A 17,382-nucleotide genomic window follows, 5' to 3' on the forward strand; every position below is an offset into this window, starting at 1 on the left:
CCGTCGACTTCCCCCCGAAGGGTTCCGTCGATTTCCTGCGCTCGACTTGCATGTATTAGGCACGCCGCCAGCGTTCGTCCTGAGCCAGGATCAAACTCTCCAAAGAATTTGATATAGCTCTTGAAAATGACGAAGCTTGCGCTTCAATCAAAACTTGTAAAACTTTTTTTGCCTCATCGTTCAGTTTTCAAAGTTCGTCTGTCGCGCTTGGCGACTCAATTAATTTATCACGTTTCCTGATTAGAAGTCAACAACTTTTTCGAAAATTGTTTTTCTAGAATAATCATTTGCTGTGACAACGTTTATAACTATAATGCCTATTTACCACCGCGTCAATAAAAAATAACAAAAAAATAAAAAAAGATTGGATCTCTGTATTTAGAGACCCAATCCCAATCAATTTGTAGCCAATGGCACGTATCCTGTCTGTTCAACAAGTGACTGTCCTTCTTCAGACGTCATCCATTCGATGAACGGCTTATATTGCTCGTACTTATCAGTCGTCGTGACCGCATAAAACTCGGATGTGATCGGGTACGTTCCGTCCCCAATCGTCTCGACCGTAGGCGCGACATCATTGACCCGCAGTAATTTAATCGCATGTTCATCTACCATCTCCGTTGCATAAAATCGGAACGAGAATCCGATAGCATTTTTATAATTTTGATATGAAGCTGTCTGTTCGATGATGCCACCCATTCCTTCTGGGACATCCTCGATCGGGGCATCCATAAGCTTTTTATCACCCATCAAACGCTGTAAAGCCGTTTGGCTCCCGCTGTCTTCTGGCCGTTGGAACGCTCGAATCGAATCTTTTTTACCACCGACCTCATTCCAACTCGTAATGTCCCCTGCATAAATGTTTTGAATTTGCTCCAATTCAAGCGAGTCGACCGGGTTGTCTTCATGTACGAAAAAGACAAATGCCTCACGGCCGATCGGTGTCATCTGAAACTCTACTCCTTGTCGCTCAGCTACTGCCAACTGTTGATCGGACGGTCCGGCTACAAAGATGATATCCGTTTCCCCTTTAACCAATCGCTCATACGCTGTACCTGTCGTCGTCGAGACGACCGAGCTGACTCCAGGGCTATCGGGGTTATAATCCGCTTCAGGATAAACCGCCTCGACGAATGAAGCATACATCGGATATAGCGCCGTCGCGCCGTCTAGTCGGGGAATGTTTTTTCCGATTTCAAACGTTGAAGGCTTATCGAGTTTAGCCAAATCCGACTTAGGCTTGAACGGTTGATAGTCACGCAGCGAGACGCCACGTTCTTCAATTCGTAATCCCGCCGTATACACGTAATATCCTTTCACGGAACTAAAGAAAACAATCCCGACAACCGTTCCAATTAAAGCGATACGTTTGAGTTGTCCTTTCGATAACGACGAAAAGTCATATAGCGCCATAATAACAATCAAGAGAACGACCACGTACCAGATCGTCCAAATGATCGGTCGCCCACTCCCGAGAGGATCGCCCATCGCGAACAACCCTGTCACAATTGATAAGAATCCAGCCGCAACTATAATAAACACACTGCCAAACAAAAATTTAGTAACCTTCATTCGATTCAGTTTCCCCATTCTCTTCTATACTAGTTAAGCAATTTCATAAGCGACCGCTTCGACACCTACTCCTTTTGTCGGACGTGTCACTGCCCGGACGTAACCTTTCCGGACTAAGAAGCCGACGATGCTGCCGAGGTCGACTTTTAACTCTTGTAAGTTCGGGTGCTCCATCAACTCCGAGAACGACCATGGTTCGTCACGTTGTTGCATCGCCTGCAAAAGTAACAACGTACCCGGCAAGACTTTAGATTGGATTAAATGCTCCATGCCGATGATGACCAGGTGAATACGTTGTTCGAGTGATTCATGCCCGTTCACGAGCTCGTCGTGAAGCTTATACACTTCTAGGTCGAGTTTACGAACTTGCTTCCATAATACAATCTCCGGGTGGATTCCCGCCTCCAGGATGGAGAGCCGCGCCAAATGCGTGAGCGCATGGTGGATTTGGGTGAACGCATCTTGATGCTCCCCCTGTAAGAACAGTCCGCGCCCATCTTCGAAACGTCTAAGCAGTTTGGCGAACGCGAGCGAGAGTTGCAGTCGTTGCTCCTCGTTCGAGAAATTGCGCAACCGCTGCCTGAGCTCTAGCAAAAACTCATTTCGTTCGAACAGCACCATGCCGTCTTCGATCCAATGGATGGCACGCCGGTTCTCGTTCATTAGAATCCAACGATCCATCATCGAATCACTGACTATATGAAGAACGATTTTTTCTTGTCCGACTTGATAGTGCTTCACCGTCCAAAACGGTTCGTCCTTCGCTTCAATCACGATCAACAATCGATCCGATTGATCTGTCAGTGGATCGCGCGGCCGTTTCTTCTTCACTTCAATGATGCCAAGTGTTGTTTTCAAGGCTGCATATTCTGAATAAATCGTTCGAGTCGCATATTCCATCGTCACCTTGATACCTTCTTTCTAATTAGTAAACGTCAATCGGTTCACACGATTATCTAATCTGATACAAAAATGATTCGCCTTCTTTTAAAATTCTCCTGCCACCGATTGTACGAACTTCTCAGCTTCGAGCAGATGAGCTATAGTAAAGACAGACATGGAGGGATTATGTATGAAAAAACGGGGGAATAAAATCAACCGCGCCAGAAACCTAGCTTTGCTGCTCGTGTTCGCTGGGATTGGGGTCATGTATCTCGGACTCCTCGCTAAAAGCATCGCGTGGCTGATGATCATTTTCATGTTGCTCGGTTTCGTGATGGTATTGTCGAGCTCGGCGCTTTACTTCATCGTCGGCATGGCGTCGACGAAAGCAATCATCGTCACTTGTCCGAACTGTGAGAAAGAAACAAAGATGCTCGGACGTGTCGATCTATGTATGCATTGCGATGAACCGTTGACGATCGATCAATCGCTCGAAGGCAAAGACTTCGATGAGAAGTATAACAAACGTCAATCACACCAGAACGACTAAAAAAACATCCTCAGCCTGAGGATGTTTTTAATGTTTATGCGCTTGTTCAGTTTGGCAAGCCGGGCACGTTCCATATACTTCGAGGCGGTGGCGATCCACTTTGAACCCTGTCAATTGAGAAGCGACGGCTTCAATCTCGTCAAGGACAGGATAGTTAAAGTCGACGACTTTCCCGCACGCATCACAGATAATGTGATAGTGACGTGATGTCACAAAATCGAAACGGCTCGAAGCGTCACCATAATTCATCTCTTGAACAAGTCCGATATCTTTAAAGACACGTAAGTTGTTATAGACGGTGGCGACACTCATGTTCGGGAACCTATCCGAAAGTGCCTTATAAATGTCATCCGCTGTCGGGTGACTGTGCTCCGTGACGAGGTACTCCAAAATCGCCTGTCGCTGAGGCGTCATTCTGACTCCATGTTCTCGGAGCGACTGAACAGCATGGTCAAGCATTTCGCTTCCCACGTCAATCCCTCATTTCTTCTATTAGAATTTATGCGAAGTGTCTGTTTAGAATTAACCTATTTCTTACATAGTAATCTTTATAAATAGTGTACTGATTTCTAAACCCTTCGTCAAACGTTGAGCTTATGCGGTTGACGGCTGTGATACAATAATTGCGAATTTGTAAAAGGAGGCAATACATATGACAACATCATCAAATCGTAAAATTTCAGACGTACTATATGAAGACGCATTGACGCATATCGTCGGGGGTGTCAACAGTCCCTCACGTTCGTTCAAAGCGGTCGGCGGCGGTGCCCCGGTTTATATGGAGCGCGGCGAAGGTGCTTATTTTTATGATGTGGACGGCAACCGCTATATCGATTACTTGGCCGCATATGGACCAATCGTTACCGGCCATGCCCATCCCCATATCCACAACGCCCTCATCGAAGCGTCCTCAAAAGGGCTTCTTTACGGGACGCCTCACGCGCTTGAGGTCGACTTCGCCAAGAAACTAAAAGCGGCGATCCCGTCGATGGACAAAGTCCGCTTCACCAATTCCGGGACCGAGGCCGTCATGACGACGATCCGCGTCGCCCGTGCCTATACTGGACGCGAACTCGTCGTCAAGTTCAGCGGCTGCTACCATGGCCATTCCGACTTGATGCTGATTGCGGCGGGAAGCGGACCGGCGACGCTCGGCTCACCCGACTCAGCCGGCGTGACCCGCGCCACGGCGAAAGAAGTTATCACCGTCCCGTTCAACGACGTCGAGTCGTACCGGGCGATGATGAACGAATGGGGCGATCAAGTCGCCTGCGTTCTCGTCGAACCGATCGTCGGAAACTTCGGGATCGTTGAGCCAAAACCCGGCTTCTTGCAAGCCATCAACGAGATCACCCATGAACACGGCGCGCTCGTCATTTACGACGAAGTCATCACAGCGTTCCGGTTCACGTACGGAAGCGCCCAACAAGTGTACAACATCGAGCCAGACATGACGGCGCTCGGTAAAATCATCGGTGGTGGACTTCCAATCGGAGCATACGGCGGGAAAGCAGAAATCATGGAAACGGTCGCTCCACTCGGACCCGCTTACCAAGCCGGGACGATGGCCGGAAACCCCGCTTCGATGGCGACCGGACTCGCTTGTCTCGAAGTGCTCGAGCAACCAGGCGTCTATGAAACATTAGATTCGTTAGGCGCACGTCTCGAAGCAGGGATCCGTGAAGCCGCGAAAACTCACGGCGTCACGATCACGCTTAACCGCCTAAAAGGCGCGCTCACCGTCTACTTCACGGACGAGATTGTCACGGACTACGAAGGAGCCGAGAAGTCGGACGGCGAAGTATTCGGTCGCTTCTTCAAATTGATGCTTGAGAACGGCGTCAACTTGGCCCCTTCTAAATATGAGGCGTGGTTCTTGACGACGGAACATACGGAACAAGATATCGATGAGACGATTGCCGCAGTAAATCGCGCGTTCGCACAGCTATAAAACAAGGAGATGCCGCGGCATCTCCTTTTATGTTCATACGGACGGACGAATCCACAATTGATCATATCGCGGGTGACCGAACACATCGAGCGGCACATCTCCAAAGAAACTCGGAAAGCGGCGCTCACGAGCGACATGATACAGCGGGATGACGAGGGCCTCCTCAGTCAAATAGCGTTCGACTTCGCGATGCAGCATCGACCAAGCGCTCATGTCAGTTTGTTGATAGTGGTCCATCATCTCCCGGAGTTTTTCTTCATTCGCGAGCAATTTGCCGACAAGCGACAGTTCACTCGTCAAAAAGGCTAGGAACGCCAAATCAAGATCTTCACTCATCATCTCTCCGCATAAAATCAAATCGGCACGGCAAAGTGTCTCATCTTGTAACAAAGACCCAATCGTATACGTCTCAGTCTCGACGGTAAACCCGGCCGTCCGTAACTGTGTAGCCACGAGCGCCGCGTCTTGCGCCGCCACTTCAAACGGCAAGTGCAACAGCCGGAGCGGACGCTGACAGATTGTCCCCTCCCCGGGCACGTGAACGGGACGACTCATCTCCGGAAAAAATCCATGCGCCACTTGGTGACGCTCTCCTCCCATCTCCACGAACGCCTCTTTTTGAATCGCTCGTTGAATCGCATGGCGCGCCGGCGCATCGTCCTTCAACCAAGATTGCCTCATGTTGAACACGAGATAGCGTGCTCCCGCCTCGGCGATCCACTTCACGAGGCTATGGTCGTCACGGGTGCTCCATTTCGCATAATCCGTTTCGGAAAACGTGACGAATTCAACCACATCCAAAGACGGTCTCGGCCGGAGCCCACGCTCGAACGCTCTTAAACGTACGACTTCCTCCGACGTCTGCTCCAGCTTGAACGGTCCCGTCCCCACGACCCCTTCGGCCCCTTGATACGTTATCGAGGCCGGGGTTTGGGCGAGAAGTCGTTCAATATAGGCCAGGTGTGCTTTCGTATGTAAATCAATGACGTACGGCGCCGGGGACTCGACTCGTTCGATCGGTGCGAACAACCATACTTGTTTGCCATGATCCAATAACCGATTCAACGAATAGACGACGTCCTTGGCCGAAAGCGTCACCCCGTTATGAAACGTTACCCCTTTGCGGATATAGCAACGAAATCCGAACGGTGTTTCCTCTATATAATGTGCGAGCGAGGACTGGACAGTCGTCCCGTCCCATTCGAACAGGCGGTCGAAGACGTGCCGTGACAAAGACGCCTCCATCGCGATGTGGATATCGAGCGGATCGAGCGATTCGAGCGCCCTCGTCCGCGGAAAAATGAACCGGTCTTCTTCAGTCTGCTCAAAGCCAAAACGGCTCCAAATAAGTGCTTGAATCACTTCTCGCAAGGCAGGTGGCCAGTCCCACTCCAACCACTTAGCCGCATCGGCCATCGAGGCCTGAACGAAAGACTCATCAATCCAAGCTCTCAGGGTCCGGTCAAACTCCGGCTGAAAGCGGAGCACCGATTCATGGCCTCGTCCTTTCCCCGGCCGATACTCCACCCACCCGAACGTTTCCCACATCTTCATATCCCGTTTCACTTGTTTCTCGCTATAGCCGACCGTATCGACCGCTTCCCGTAGTGTCAGTTCCACTTTGTTCTGTTCCAACGCACGACGATAAATCGCCACCAGCTTCGCATTCATGTCGTTCCCCCTAAAAGTGGACATTCAAAAATCATTTGTCTCTTTTTACCAAGTGTAGTCCACGATTAGACTAGTAACAAGGAGGTGCTCGCATGAAATTCAAAGATTTCCCTTTAAACGTTCGACTCCGGCTCGTCTGCGGCTTTTTCATCCGCATCGTCGGCTCGGCTATCTTTCCATTCATGGCTTTATATTTTTCCGAAGAACTCGGCAAAATCGCTGCCGGAATCATCATGACGTCGTTTGTTGTCGTCGGCTACGTCACCGGCTTGTTTGGCGGGTACTTTTCAGACCGCTTCAACCGCAAGCACGTGCTTCAAATCGGTCAGATCGTCCAAATCCTTTGTTTTCTGGGGATGACGGTCGCCATTCATCCGTCAAATAACTGGGCGTTTGCCGTCGCCGTGCTTTACTTCGGTCACGCCGTCGCGAACGGTTTGAACTACCCGGCTCTCGAAGCCATCGTCATCGATTCGATGGAAGAGTCGAACCGTAAAGCGATTTACGTATATGACTACTGGTTCGTCAATTTGGCGATTGCTGGGGGCGTCATGCTCGGAGGTGCTTTTTATCGAGATTATCGTTTCGGACTATTCGTCGGAATGACGCTCGTGTTGACGATCACGACGCTCGTCTTGCAACGTTTTCTCGTTGATAGCTATAAAGGAAACCGTTCGACGTCTGCTAACCCGCTCGTCGGCGTGTATCAAAACTATCGAATCGCACTCAGCGACCGTCGTTGGATGCTGTTCGTCCTCGGTAGTATGCTCGTCTTCTCGACCGAGTTCCATATGGCAAACTATATCGGTGTCCATTTGGCCGAATCGTTCACAGAACGGTCGATCGTCGGCGTCCCGTTCGACGGTGTCCGCATGATGGCGTTCATGCAGCTTGAAAACACGTTGCTCGTCGTCGCCATCACGTTCGCGGTCACCGCTTTCGTGAAACGCTACCGGGAAAAGTATATCTTCTTCATCGGCTTATCCTTATACGTGACGGCCTATGCCGCGATTACGTCAATGAACTCGTTCATCACGCTTGCCGTCCTCGCCATCGTCTTCACCATTGGTGAGTTGCTCTATTCGCCGATTCGACAAGTGAAACAAATCGACTTGATCGACCCGACTCGACGAGCCTCATACCTCGCCTTCGGAGGCTTGACGTTCCACGGGGCGAAACTTGTCGCCGCAGCCGGCATCGTCGTCGGCGCGTTCATCGGGCCGGTATTCATGAGCGGCTACATGTTCTTATTCGGCGCCCTTGGAGGTTACCTCTATTACGTCTCGCTCTACAAGATGGAGCCTGCCCGTCAGCTCGCCGCTTGACGTTTGAGCATTCGTCCGAACGGATAAAGTCAGGAGAGAAGGAGGCGCTCCCTATGCCAGCCATTGTGTTATTTGACGGAGACTGCAACTTTTGTGACGCCAGTGTGCAGTTCATCTTAAATCGTGATTCAACAGGAAACTTCCATTTCGCCTCACTCCAAGGCGAGGCCGGACAAGCAATCCGAAAACGTCATCGTATCCCGGATACGGTCGATAGCATCGTTTTGATCAAAGACGGCGTCCCTTATTTGAAATCGGACGCGGCGACCCGAATCGCCGAGGGGTTGGACGGGAACTGGCGGATGCTTCGCTTCATCCGACTCGTCCCTAAACCGCTTCGTGATTTTGGTTACGACATTATCGCGAACAACCGCTATCGCTGGTTCGGTCAAAAAGAGACGTGCAAACTACCGACCCCAGAAGAACGGAGTCGCTTTATCGACCAAACACCAAACCAGCCGACTCATCAATGAGCCGGCTGGTTTTTTAGTCCATGCATGTCAAGTACGTCCAGTGGCACTCCGGCATCGGATTGCCCATAAAGCTGACCCCAAGGTCGTCCGCTCGGTGGATCGTCATCCACGGCGCATCGCCGACTTGGACGTAGACTTCATGATGCGGCGACTGGGTGTGACTTCCGGACAGTTTGAACGTCGCACTGTTTTTAAGTGCCGTGACGATGGTGTATTTAATATCAGGCGCAACGACGAGCGGATTGCCTACCGAATGTTGCAAACGAAATGCAGCTTTCCCCCGCTCGATGTCGACATCTTCTACATACACGCGGTCGACCGAAGCGACGTCTTCGCCCGTCAATCGATGATGCTTCGTATACCCGCGGGTAACGTTCGCATCTTTTTTTAACGAGATAATCGGAATATCGGTCAACCCCTCGACTTTCACTTCCGTCCGGGTCCGGTATTCGGTCGCATGGACGTTATAAGGACGTCCGTCCCCTTCAAAATACGGGTGCGGTGACATCAGGTTCGGGTTTTTAATCATCGGCGGACGAATGAACGTCTGGACACGAAGGTTAATCCCGTCGACCGTGGCCACGTCCGGACGTGTCGGACTGACGAGGAAATACATCGTGTAGAGCTCCTTGTCACGTCTCGTATCCGACTTCATCTCTTTCGCGAGCGACATCACTTTTCCGACCATATGCACGATACGGGTCCCCGGTTTATCATCTCGCTTGACCGGACGCAAAGCCCGAACTTCATAGAGCGTAGGTTGTTCGAGCGGTGTCTCATCGATGTATCCGCTCCCGACGATTTCCGCGATACGGCGTCCTTCACGATATACCGCATACGTGTCGACGTCCGCGATCGGATCCCACTGTAAATATGTTCCGCTCGGTGCCACGACCGCCGACGTCAGATGACGATTCCAATACAAGTCGTCGTTTGGATTAACGGCCGCAGTATACAGTTTTGCAACTTCGCCAAACTCGTCCGAGATGCGGTAAGCGACTTGTTCCCCAACGCTCGTCTCCCGGTCGACATAATGCTGATCCGTCCCCTCATACACGTACTTCCCGTTGCGTGTCACGCGCACTTTCCCATCAAACGACCATGTTAACTCTAACCCGTCGTTGAGCGGACGGACATTGATCAATCCTTCCCCATTCATCATCGTGTCATCCCCCTTTTGGCATGTCGTTTCTTCATTCCCGTCTACTAGATACGGAAAACAAAAAAAGACTTCGAGTTGAACTCGAAGCCTCACTCCACGACAGCTAAGTCTTGGATCATATACAGATCATAGTAAGCGCCACGGCGACGCATCAATTCTTCATGCGTTCCCGCTTCCATGATTCTACCGTTGTCGACGACGACAATTTTATCGGCGTCGGTGATCGTTGATAGGCGGTGGGCGACGATGAGCGTCGTCCGTCCTTTCGTCAATCTTGCGAGCGAATCTTGGATCATCGACTCACTCTCGAGGTCGAGCGCACTCGTCGCCTCATCGAGAATGATGATCGGCGGATGTTTGAGGAAGACGCGGGCGATGGCAAGACGTTGCTTCTGTCCACCCGACAGCTTCACGCCTTTTTCTCCGACCGGCGTGTTGTAACCGTCCTGCAAGTTCATGATGAACTCGTGGGCGTTGGCCGCTTTCGCAGCGGCGATGACGGCATCGTCCGTCGCTTCCGGATTCCCCATCCGGATGTTCATGGCGACCGACTCACTGAAGAGAACCGAATCTTGCATGACCATGCCGATTTGGTCGCGAAGGGCCCGGAGTTTAAAGTCACGGACATCGACGCCGTCGATTTTAATACTGCCGTCCGTCACGTCGTAAAAACGCGGAATCAGACTGACGAGCGTCGATTTCCCACCGCCGGACATGCCGACGAAGGCGACGCGTTCCCCGGACCGGATGTGCAGGCTGACGTCATGCAAAGCACGCGTCCCTTCTTTCTCATAGGCAAAGCCGACACCGTCGAGTTCGATGTCCCCGGCCGTCTGCACCGGCACGAACGCATCGCGTTTCTGTTCGATATCATACGGCTCATCGAGAAATTCAAAGACACGGTCCATCGACGCGACCGACTGCGTGAGCGTCGTCGCCGAGTTGACGAGACGGCCGAGCGGTGCGTACAGGCGATCGATATAAGCGATGAAGGCGACGAGTGTGCCTAGAGAGACCTGTTCTTGTAACACGAGCCAAGAAGCCGACGTAAAGATTAAGATCGGCGCGATGTCCGTGATTGTCGAAACGACGACGTACGTCTTCGCATTCCAACCTGTATGGCGAAGCGCGGCTCTCAAGAAGCCACCGTTCTGTTCTTCAAACGCCTTGTTCTCATACGGCTCGAGCGCGAAGCTGCGGATGACGGCCATACCGTTGACACGTTCGGTCAAATGGCCTTGAAGATCAGCGAGCGCGGCCGAGCGTTCTCGTGTGAGGCGGCGCAAGCGTCCATAGAAGTAGCGGACGGCGATCGCATAAAACGGGAGCGGCAAGACGGCAATCAGCGTCAATTGCGGGTCGATCGTATACATGATGGCGATCGCGATCAAAATCGTGACCATATCGAGCCAAATGTTCATGAGTCCCGTGATGACAAAGTCTTTCGTCTGCTCGACATCGTTAATGATACGCGAGATGATTTGCCCGGTCTTATTGTTCGAATAGTAACGAAGCGATAGCTTTTGCACGTGGTCGAACAATCGGTTCCGAACGTCGAACAAAATCCGCGTCGCGGCCCATTGCGCTAAATATTGCCGCAAATACTCGATCGGCGGCTTCAAGACGAGGAAGATGAAGAAGACGATGCTGAACAACCAAACGAGCTCAGTGTAATCCGCCGCCGGGTCCAGGTCCGTCAAATAGTTGTCAATCACATATCGATAAAGTAGCGGCAATCCGAGCGGGATTGAAAATTTTAAGATTCCGACGAAAATCGTCAATGCAATTTGTTTTTTATATGGTTTTACGAACTGTAAATACCGTCTAATACTGCCCATGGAGTCCTCCTTCAAGAAAAAAAGCGGAGATGAGTACTCATCTCCGGTAACGTGCTTCGTATTCGCGATACCATTCATCGACGAATGTTGGGTTGAACGGCCCTTTCCGTCCTCGAATCCAGTTGATAAGTTCTTGAACGTTCTGTTTCAAGATTCGATCAATCGCTTTCGGATAATTCATTTCGCGACGATGCCGCTCATATTCATCCTCATCTAAAATCGTGTACGACATATCCGGGAACACTTTAATATCTAAATCGTAGTCAATGTACTTGATGGCTCGTTCTGCCCCATCGAACGTTGTCGGCGAACCTAGATTACAGTAGTAGTAAATCCCGTCTTCGCGAATCATACAGATGACATTAAACCAAAACTCAGATGAAAAGTAGCAAATTGCCGGCTCTCTCGTTCTCCATTGCCGGCCGTCTGATTCACTGACCATAATGCGGTCGTTGAACCCAATCATATCCGTTTTTGACGATTGAAGGACGAGCGTTTCTTCCCAAACGCGATGCAAAGTCCCGTTGTGCTTGTAGCTCTGTATCTCGATCTTGCTACCTGCTTTGGGAAATAAGCTCATAAGCTCCTCCTTTCCGCTATGATGCTGTACATTCTCATTTTTAATTATAGCGACTTTCAGAACCAATGAAAAAGGAAATCTCTTATTTTCACGAATTTAGTGCTTTTTGGAAGGCAACGGCTCGTCCTGCGAACATCGGGCGAAGAATAAACTGCTCGACAATCGCTTCGGGTAAGTAACTATCGAACGTCACTTCATCGACCATGACGGCCTTCCCATCGACTTCTTTCACACTGTGAACGTGACAAAACCGTTTGAACGGGAACGGCAAAGTCACACCTTGGTCACAAAATGCGTGCCGCCCCGCTAACGTGATCGCACTGATCCACGGCAGCGTGACCGGTCCGATACCAACACGGAGATGGATTCGATTACCTTCTACGGACGCGCCATCTCCGACGAGCGTCACTTCTGGAAACGTCGTCAGTTCAGATAAAAGCGACGCGTCTTGCAACAATTTCCACAATGCCTCGACGGAAGTATCGAACGGCGTTTCGACGTCAAACTGTCTCATTTCTATCCCCTACCAATCGTTCTAGTTTTTGTTGGGCAACCGACACGGTCAACACATCCCGCTCGTCCCCGGCGAGCCAAATCCACTCCTCGTCCGGCAACGTTTCGACCTCATATAAGTCGACGTACCAGATGATGTGTGAAAACACGTGTTTCACTTGTCCAATATAGGTTCCGTTTAACTGTTCCCCCGTTCCACGATCTGTAAGCGGGTATTGCCACATTCCCGCGAGCAGACCTGTATCGGGCCGCTGAACGTAGGCGATGCGACCGTCACGTTTACAGTAGAGGGCATCGAACATCTCGATCCGGGCCGCGCCTTTTTTCGTCTTGACCGGAAGCTCATCTTGGACATGATGTGCATAGGCGTAACATTCGTCTTGGACCGGACAGAGCGAGCACATCGGATTTTTCGGGGTACAGACGGTCGCACCGAGCTCCATGACAGCTTCATTAAAATCGGAGGCGTGCTCCGGGTCCATCAGGCGCCGAATGACTTGATCAAAAATCTTCCGTGTTTTTGGTACGGCGATATCTTCATAGATGCCAAACTGGCGGGCCATGACGCGCATGACGTTCCCGTCGACGGCAGGCTCGGGCTGATTGTAGGCGATCGAGAGCACGGCTCCGGTCGTATACGGACCGACCCCTTTCAATTTTTCAAACAGTTCTTTTTCCTCCGGTACGACGCCGTCATACGTAGAGACGACTTCTTTTACCGCTTGATGGAGGTTACGGACGCGTGAGTAATATCCAAGCCCTTCCCAATATTTGACGACCTCGTCGGGATGAGCCTCTGCTAAGTCCTCGATCGTCGGGAAGCGGTCCATGAATCGGTTGTAATAAGGGATGACGGTATCGACGCGCGTCTGTTGGAGCATGACTTCGCTCACCCACACCCGGTACGGATTTTTCCCGTGTCGCCACGGCAAATCGCGTTTTTCACGATTGAACCAAGTGAGTAAATTTTCATTGAACTGACGAATAGTATAATTTGTGAACAATTTATCAATATCGAGCATTTTGTTTCCCCTCGTTTTAAAAATATTGTATGATGGTAGCGATCATTGAACGTCGTTTCTTTATTAACGGAGGTGCTGAAGCACATTGGATACTGCGACACACATTGGAATGGGCCTTGGTTTAAGCGCCCTTGCGACACTTAGCCCGGAAGTAGCAAATGATTCGCAAATGTTCTTGGCTATGACGGCTACCGCTCTTGTCGGTTCGCATGCGCCAGACTTTGACACCGTCTTCAAACTTAAAGGAAACAGCACGTATTTACGCCAGCACCGCGGTCTTTCACACGGAATCACCGCACTTCTTGCTTGGCCGATCATCGTCAGTGCCATCATCGGTATGGTACTTGGCGTCAACCCTGCTTCATTATGGGTCATGGCACAAATCGCGGTATTGTTACACGTCACCGTCGACTTGTTCAACGCTTACGGGACGCAAGCCCTGCAACCTTTCTCGAAGAAATGGATTGGCTGGGGCGTCATCGGAACGTTTGACCCCTACTTGTTCTCTGCTTATTACGGAGCATATGTATTATGGCTTATCACAGGGGCAACTGTCCCGATTTTTGCACTGCTCATTGCGCTCGTCATCAGTTACTATGCGATTCAGTTCAAACTACGTAACCGTGCGCTCGCAACGGTCGCCCGTCACTTCGCCGGTGCCCATGAGCTCTTTATCTCACCAGGTATTGGTTGGGACGACTGGCACGTCGCCGTTCGTTTCCGCAACGGACTCGGTGCGGTCAAAGTGAAAAAAGGTGAAGTCATCGAATGTGGCCGCTTCCGTGACAAGGCGATGCCTGGCGAAGACGACCTGCATTTCGTCGAAGCTCGTAAAAATGCAGACTTGCAGTCGTTCTTGGCATTTTCAAAAATTCACACGTACACGGTCACACGTCATAACGGCATGATCGAGTACCGATTCACAAACTTGCGCTACTTCTCGAAAGACATCTACCCGTTCGTTGCTGTCGTCATCGTCGACGAAGAGTCGAACGAAGTCTTGTCTTCGTTCACCGGTTGGGTGTTCAGCGAAGAAAGCTTACAAAAGAAACTTGTCTATGAACAGTAAAAAGTCGCTCTCACGAGCGACTTTTTCTTATGCCTCAGACTCCGTGAATTGGAGCTCAAATTCAAATTTCACTTTTTTATCGACGAGGACACCGCCGGCTTCAAGCGCCTGGTTCCACGTCAAGCCGTAATCTTCCCGGTTGATCGTCCCGTCTCCGGTAAAGGCGTGCTTCATATTGCCCCACGGGTCTTTCGCACTGCCTTCATACTCGACTTCAAACGTCTCCTCGCGCGTCGTTCCACGAATCGTCAAGTTACCGGTCAAAGCGAACTCGTTACCACCTTTCGCTTGGAATGATGTCGACTCGAAGACGATGTCCGGATGTTGATCGGCGTCGAAAAAGTCGCCCGACCGTAAGTGTGCGTCACGGTCACCGTTGTTCGTGTCAATCGAGGCCGCTTTGATCGTCACGCTTACCCGTGCATTCGCTAAATCGTCAGGCTGTCCGTTCGCATCAACCGCAAACTCTTTAAGTTCGCCTTTCACTTTCGAGATCATCATATGCTTCACCGTAAACGTGATTGAGCTGTGTGCTGGGTCGACTTGATAAGTTTTTGCCATGAATACGTCCACTCCTTCGATTTGAAATTGATTCCACAATACTGTTTTTACCACAAATCTTGACTTCAAAACATCTCGAAATAATTGTGTCAAATTATTGTCAAAAAATTTTGACTTTTATCACTGCAACCCGTTAGGATGAAAAAGGGAGCTATTGGCTTACTATAAAATGTAAGCGCATACATAGAGCCCCTATACTTTACGGAAAAGGGAGGAACGATCATGATTTATGAAGTACCGAACTCTGCAGGCACGAAAGTCCAGTTCAAGGACCGCTATGAGAACTACATCAACGGAAAGTGGACAGCACCTTCAGGGGGAGACTATTTTGAGAACACCTCTCCGGTAAATGGTAAAGTGTTATGCGAGGTCGCTCGGTCGACGAAAGAAGATATCGAGCTGGCACTGGACGCGGCCCATGCCGCCAAAGGCGCCTGGGGCAAAACATCGGTCACCGAACGCTCGGTCATTTTAAACAAGATTGCCGACCGAATGGAAGAAAACCTTGAGATGCTCGCTTACGCGGAGACGTGGGAGAATGGAAAAGCCGTCCGTGAGACGTTGAACGCCGACCTGCCGCTCGCGATCGATCACTTCCGCTATTTCGCCGGTGTCATCCGCTCGCAAGAAGGCGGCATCAGCGAGCTCGACAACGACACAGTCGCCTATCACTTCGCGGAACCGCTCGGCGTCGTCGCTCAAATCATCCCATGGAACTTCCCGATTTTGATGGCAATCTGGAAAGTCGCACCGGCACTCGCCGCCGGCAACTGCATCGTCTTAAAACCGGCCGAACAGACACCGGCCTCGATTATGGTACTGATGGAGCTGATTGAAGACTTGCTGCCGCCAGGCGTGCTCAACATCGTCAATGGCTTCGGACTCGAGGCCGGGAAGCCGCTCGCCTCAAGTAACCGTGTCGACAAAGTCGCGTTCACTGGCGAAACGACGACGGGCCGATTGATCATGCAATACGCGTCGCAAAACATCATCCCAGTGACGCTCGAACTCGGGGGCAAGTCACCAAATATCTTCTTCGCCGACATTATGGACGCGGACGATGATTTCTTTGACAAAGCGACCGAAGGGCTCGTCATGTTCGCGTTAAACCAAGGCGAAGTGTGCACGTGTCCATCGCGCGCCCTCATCCACGAGTCGATTTATGAGCCGTTTATGGCACGCGTCCTCGAGCGCGTCAAAGCGATCAAGCTCGGCAACCCGCTCGACCCTGACGTTATGATGGGTGCTCAAGCATCGAACGAACAGCTGGAGAAGGTTTTATCGTATCTTGAGATCGGAAAAGCCGAAGGAGCCGAATGTTTGATCGGCGGTGAGCGCAACATGATGGACGGTGACCTCGCCGACGGCTATTACGTTCAACCGACCATCTTTAAAGGTCACAACAAGATGCGCATCTTCCAAGAAGAGATCTTTGGTCCAGTCTTGTCGGTGACGACGTTCAAGGACGACGCGGACGCGCTCGCCATCGCGAACGATACGCTCTATGGTCTCGGCGCCGGCGTCTGGACACGCGATATGAACCGGGCTTATCGGTTCGGCCGTGAGATTCAAGCGGGTCGTGTTTGGATCAACTGTTACCATCAGTATCCGGCCCATGCTGCGTTCGGCGGTTACAAAATGTCTGGGATCGGACGGGAAAATCATAAGATGATGCTCAACCATTACCAACGTACGAAAAATATGCTCGTCAGCTACAGCGAACAAAAACTCGGGTTCTTTTAAGATGGTGCGTCGCGTCGAGGCCACCCCCGCCACGCTCGCGCTCCTCGAGCAGTTGACTGCGAAACACGGTCCGCTCCTGTTCCACCAGTCGGGCGGTTGCTGTGACGGGAGCTCACCGATGTGCTTCCCCCAAGGCGAATTTCTGATTGGTGATCACGACGTCCTGCTCGGAGAGATCGGCGGCTGTCCGTTCTATATCCACGAGAAGCAGTATGAGTATTGGAAGCACACCCAGCTCATCATCGACGTCGTCGACGGCCGGGGCGGCATGTTCTCGGTCGAAGGCGTCGAAGGGAAACGGTTTTTGAGCCGTTCCCGCGTATTCACAGACGAGGAGCGTGCCGAGTTGCAACAGTCTTGATTGTTTTTTTGACCAGTCATCTTAACAGATGGCTGGTCTTTTTTGTGATTCACCATATACTTTCCAGTTTCTCATTTCCAATAATCCCCAAAAATCACTCAATCGTTTC

17 protein-coding genes and 1 rRNA gene are annotated in these 17,382 nt (G+C 51.0%); 7 read left to right on the forward strand and 11 right to left on the reverse strand.

Features of this window, described 5'->3' with window-relative positions; all coding sequences use genetic code 11:
• From EVJ24_RS09090 to EVJ24_RS09100, 3 genes are all read right to left on the reverse strand, one after another.
• Nucleotides 1-106, reverse strand: a 16S ribosomal RNA gene (locus EVJ24_RS09090); the annotation flags it as partial.
• Nucleotides 107-396: 290 nt separating this feature from the next.
• On the reverse strand, nucleotides 397-1,542 hold the full coding sequence (locus EVJ24_RS09095; RefSeq protein WP_233589737.1) for a PstS family phosphate ABC transporter substrate-binding protein: 1,146 nt from the start codon (nucleotides 1,540-1,542) through the stop codon (nucleotides 397-399).
• 63 nt (nucleotides 1,543-1,605) lie between these two features.
• A complete protein-coding gene (locus tag EVJ24_RS09100) occupies nucleotides 1,606-2,472 on the reverse strand; it encodes a nucleotidyltransferase-like protein (RefSeq protein ID WP_131441207.1) in 867 nt (288 codons plus the stop codon).
• 172 nt (nucleotides 2,473-2,644) lie between these two features.
• Here EVJ24_RS09100 and EVJ24_RS09105 point away from each other — a divergent pair, with 172 nt between their 5' ends.
• On the forward strand, nucleotides 2,645-3,004 hold the full coding sequence (locus tag EVJ24_RS09105; RefSeq protein WP_070328968.1) for a YgzB family protein: 360 nt from the start codon (nucleotides 2,645-2,647) through the stop codon (nucleotides 3,002-3,004).
• A 27-nt stretch (nucleotides 3,005-3,031) separates the two neighbouring features.
• On the opposite strand, the gene perR is transcribed toward EVJ24_RS09105, so the two are convergent.
• Nucleotides 3,032-3,463, reverse strand: a complete 432-nt coding sequence (gene perR / locus EVJ24_RS09110) for a peroxide-responsive transcriptional repressor PerR (RefSeq protein ID WP_131441208.1) — start codon at nucleotides 3,461-3,463, stop codon at nucleotides 3,032-3,034.
• A 193-nt stretch (nucleotides 3,464-3,656) separates the two neighbouring features.
• Here perR and EVJ24_RS09115 point away from each other — a divergent pair, with 193 nt between their 5' ends.
• Nucleotides 3,657-4,955, forward strand: coding sequence for a glutamate-1-semialdehyde 2,1-aminomutase (locus EVJ24_RS09115; RefSeq protein WP_131441076.1), 1,299 nt, complete (start codon nucleotides 3,657-3,659; stop codon nucleotides 4,953-4,955).
• Nucleotides 4,956-4,988: 33 nt separating this feature from the next.
• On the opposite strand, the gene EVJ24_RS09120 is transcribed toward EVJ24_RS09115, so the two are convergent.
• Nucleotides 4,989-6,626 (reverse strand): ABC transporter substrate-binding protein, encoded by a 1,638-nt coding sequence (locus EVJ24_RS09120; protein ID WP_161568748.1) that lies wholly within the window; start codon nucleotides 6,624-6,626, stop codon nucleotides 4,989-4,991.
• A gap of 92 nt (nucleotides 6,627-6,718) precedes the next feature.
• Here EVJ24_RS09120 and EVJ24_RS09125 point away from each other — a divergent pair, with 92 nt between their 5' ends.
• Both EVJ24_RS09125 and EVJ24_RS09130 read left to right on the forward strand, forming a co-directional pair.
• Nucleotides 6,719-7,951 carry an MFS transporter gene (locus EVJ24_RS09125; protein WP_131441078.1) on the forward strand — a complete coding sequence of 411 codons (1,233 nt, stop codon included), beginning with the start codon at nucleotides 6,719-6,721 and terminating at the stop codon, nucleotides 7,949-7,951.
• Between the two features lie 53 nt (nucleotides 7,952-8,004).
• Nucleotides 8,005-8,424 carry a thiol-disulfide oxidoreductase DCC family protein gene (locus tag EVJ24_RS09130; protein ID WP_071399194.1) on the forward strand — a complete coding sequence of 140 codons (420 nt, stop codon included), beginning with the start codon at nucleotides 8,005-8,007 and terminating at the stop codon, nucleotides 8,422-8,424.
• Nucleotides 8,425-8,437: 13 nt separating this feature from the next.
• Here the strand turns inward: EVJ24_RS09130 and EVJ24_RS09135 are convergent, their stop codons facing one another.
• The 5 genes from EVJ24_RS09135 to mutY all read right to left on the reverse strand — a co-directional run bounded on the left by EVJ24_RS09135 (nucleotide 8,438) and on the right by mutY (nucleotide 13,539).
• On the reverse strand, nucleotides 8,438-9,586 hold the full coding sequence (locus EVJ24_RS09135; RefSeq protein WP_131441079.1) for a DUF3238 domain-containing protein: 1,149 nt from the start codon (nucleotides 9,584-9,586) through the stop codon (nucleotides 8,438-8,440).
• 89 nt (nucleotides 9,587-9,675) lie between these two features.
• A complete protein-coding gene (locus EVJ24_RS09140) occupies nucleotides 9,676-11,424 on the reverse strand; it encodes an ABC transporter ATP-binding protein (protein WP_131441080.1) in 1,749 nt (582 codons plus the stop codon).
• Between the two features lie 37 nt (nucleotides 11,425-11,461).
• On the reverse strand, nucleotides 11,462-12,004 hold the full coding sequence (gene ntdP / locus EVJ24_RS09145) for a nucleoside tri-diphosphate phosphatase (RefSeq protein ID WP_021067741.1): 543 nt from the start codon (nucleotides 12,002-12,004) through the stop codon (nucleotides 11,462-11,464).
• An 88-nt stretch (nucleotides 12,005-12,092) separates the two neighbouring features.
• The gene (locus EVJ24_RS09150) at nucleotides 12,093-12,518 is read right to left on the reverse strand and encodes a hypothetical protein (protein WP_131441081.1); all 426 of its coding nucleotides are present in this window, start codon (nucleotides 12,516-12,518) and stop codon (nucleotides 12,093-12,095) included.
• Nucleotides 12,505-13,539, reverse strand: a complete 1,035-nt coding sequence (mutY, locus tag EVJ24_RS09155; RefSeq protein WP_070328959.1) for an A/G-specific adenine glycosylase — start codon at nucleotides 13,537-13,539, stop codon at nucleotides 12,505-12,507. Before mutY ends, EVJ24_RS09150 begins: the two co-directional genes overlap by 14 nt.
• 85 nt (nucleotides 13,540-13,624) lie before the next feature.
• On the opposite strand from mutY, the gene EVJ24_RS09160 reads away from it, so the two are divergent.
• Nucleotides 13,625-14,608: a metal-dependent hydrolase gene (locus EVJ24_RS09160; RefSeq protein WP_071399188.1), complete on the forward strand. Its 984-nt coding sequence runs from the start codon at nucleotides 13,625-13,627 to the stop codon at nucleotides 14,606-14,608.
• Nucleotides 14,609-14,635: 27 nt separating this feature from the next.
• On the opposite strand, the gene EVJ24_RS09165 is transcribed toward EVJ24_RS09160, so the two are convergent.
• On the reverse strand, nucleotides 14,636-15,169 hold the full coding sequence (locus tag EVJ24_RS09165; protein ID WP_071399187.1) for a YceI family protein: 534 nt from the start codon (nucleotides 15,167-15,169) through the stop codon (nucleotides 14,636-14,638).
• 222 nt (nucleotides 15,170-15,391) lie between these two features.
• Here EVJ24_RS09165 and exaC point away from each other — a divergent pair, with 222 nt between their 5' ends.
• On the forward strand, nucleotides 15,392-16,912 hold the full coding sequence (gene exaC / locus EVJ24_RS09170; protein WP_131441082.1) for an acetaldehyde dehydrogenase ExaC: 1,521 nt from the start codon (nucleotides 15,392-15,394) through the stop codon (nucleotides 16,910-16,912).
• A 1-nt stretch (nucleotide 16,913) separates the two neighbouring features.
• Nucleotides 16,914-17,273: a DUF779 domain-containing protein gene (locus EVJ24_RS09175; protein WP_131441083.1), complete on the forward strand. Its 360-nt coding sequence runs from the start codon at nucleotides 16,914-16,916 to the stop codon at nucleotides 17,271-17,273.
• The last annotated feature ends 109 nt before the right edge of the window (nucleotides 17,274-17,382 follow it).

It is taken from the genome of Exiguobacterium sp. SH1S21 (genome assembly GCF_004337175.1).
In the GTDB taxonomy this organism is placed as follows: domain Bacteria; phylum Bacillota; class Bacilli; order Exiguobacteriales; family Exiguobacteriaceae; genus Exiguobacterium; species Exiguobacterium aurantiacum_A.

What these genes read in the sequence shown, in the direction of transcription:
- EVJ24_RS09100 (WP_131441207.1), bottom strand. Translation starts at nt 2,472, where the DNA reads ATGGAATATGCGACTCGAACGATTTATTCAGAATATGCAGCCTTGAAA.
- EVJ24_RS09105 (WP_070328968.1), top strand. Translation starts at nt 2,645, where the DNA reads ATGAAAAAACGGGGGAATAAAATCAACCGCGCCAGAAACCTAGCTTTG.
- perR (WP_131441208.1), bottom strand. Translation starts at nt 3,463, where the DNA reads ATGCTTGACCATGCTGTTCAGTCGCTCCGAGAACATGGAGTCAGAATG.
- EVJ24_RS09115 (WP_131441076.1), top strand. Translation starts at nt 3,657, where the DNA reads ATGACAACATCATCAAATCGTAAAATTTCAGACGTACTATATGAAGAC.
- EVJ24_RS09120 (WP_161568748.1), bottom strand. Translation starts at nt 6,626, where the DNA reads ATGAATGCGAAGCTGGTGGCGATTTATCGTCGTGCGTTGGAACAGAAC.
- EVJ24_RS09125 (WP_131441078.1), top strand. Translation starts at nt 6,719, where the DNA reads ATGAAATTCAAAGATTTCCCTTTAAACGTTCGACTCCGGCTCGTCTGC.
- EVJ24_RS09130 (WP_071399194.1), top strand. Translation starts at nt 8,005, where the DNA reads ATGCCAGCCATTGTGTTATTTGACGGAGACTGCAACTTTTGTGACGCC.
- EVJ24_RS09135 (WP_131441079.1), bottom strand. Translation starts at nt 9,586, where the DNA reads ATGATGAATGGGGAAGGATTGATCAATGTCCGTCCGCTCAACGACGGG.
- EVJ24_RS09140 (WP_131441080.1), bottom strand. Translation starts at nt 11,424, where the DNA reads ATGGGCAGTATTAGACGGTATTTACAGTTCGTAAAACCATATAAAAAA.
- ntdP (WP_021067741.1), bottom strand. Translation starts at nt 12,004, where the DNA reads ATGAGCTTATTTCCCAAAGCAGGTAGCAAGATCGAGATACAGAGCTAC.
- EVJ24_RS09150 (WP_131441081.1), bottom strand. Translation starts at nt 12,518, where the DNA reads ATGAGACAGTTTGACGTCGAAACGCCGTTCGATACTTCCGTCGAGGCA.
- mutY (WP_070328959.1), bottom strand. Translation starts at nt 13,539, where the DNA reads ATGCTCGATATTGATAAATTGTTCACAAATTATACTATTCGTCAGTTC.
- EVJ24_RS09165 (WP_071399187.1), bottom strand. Translation starts at nt 15,169, where the DNA reads ATGGCAAAAACTTATCAAGTCGACCCAGCACACAGCTCAATCACGTTT.
- exaC (WP_131441082.1), top strand. Translation starts at nt 15,392, where the DNA reads ATGATTTATGAAGTACCGAACTCTGCAGGCACGAAAGTCCAGTTCAAG.
- EVJ24_RS09175 (WP_131441083.1), top strand. Translation starts at nt 16,914, where the DNA reads ATGGTGCGTCGCGTCGAGGCCACCCCCGCCACGCTCGCGCTCCTCGAG.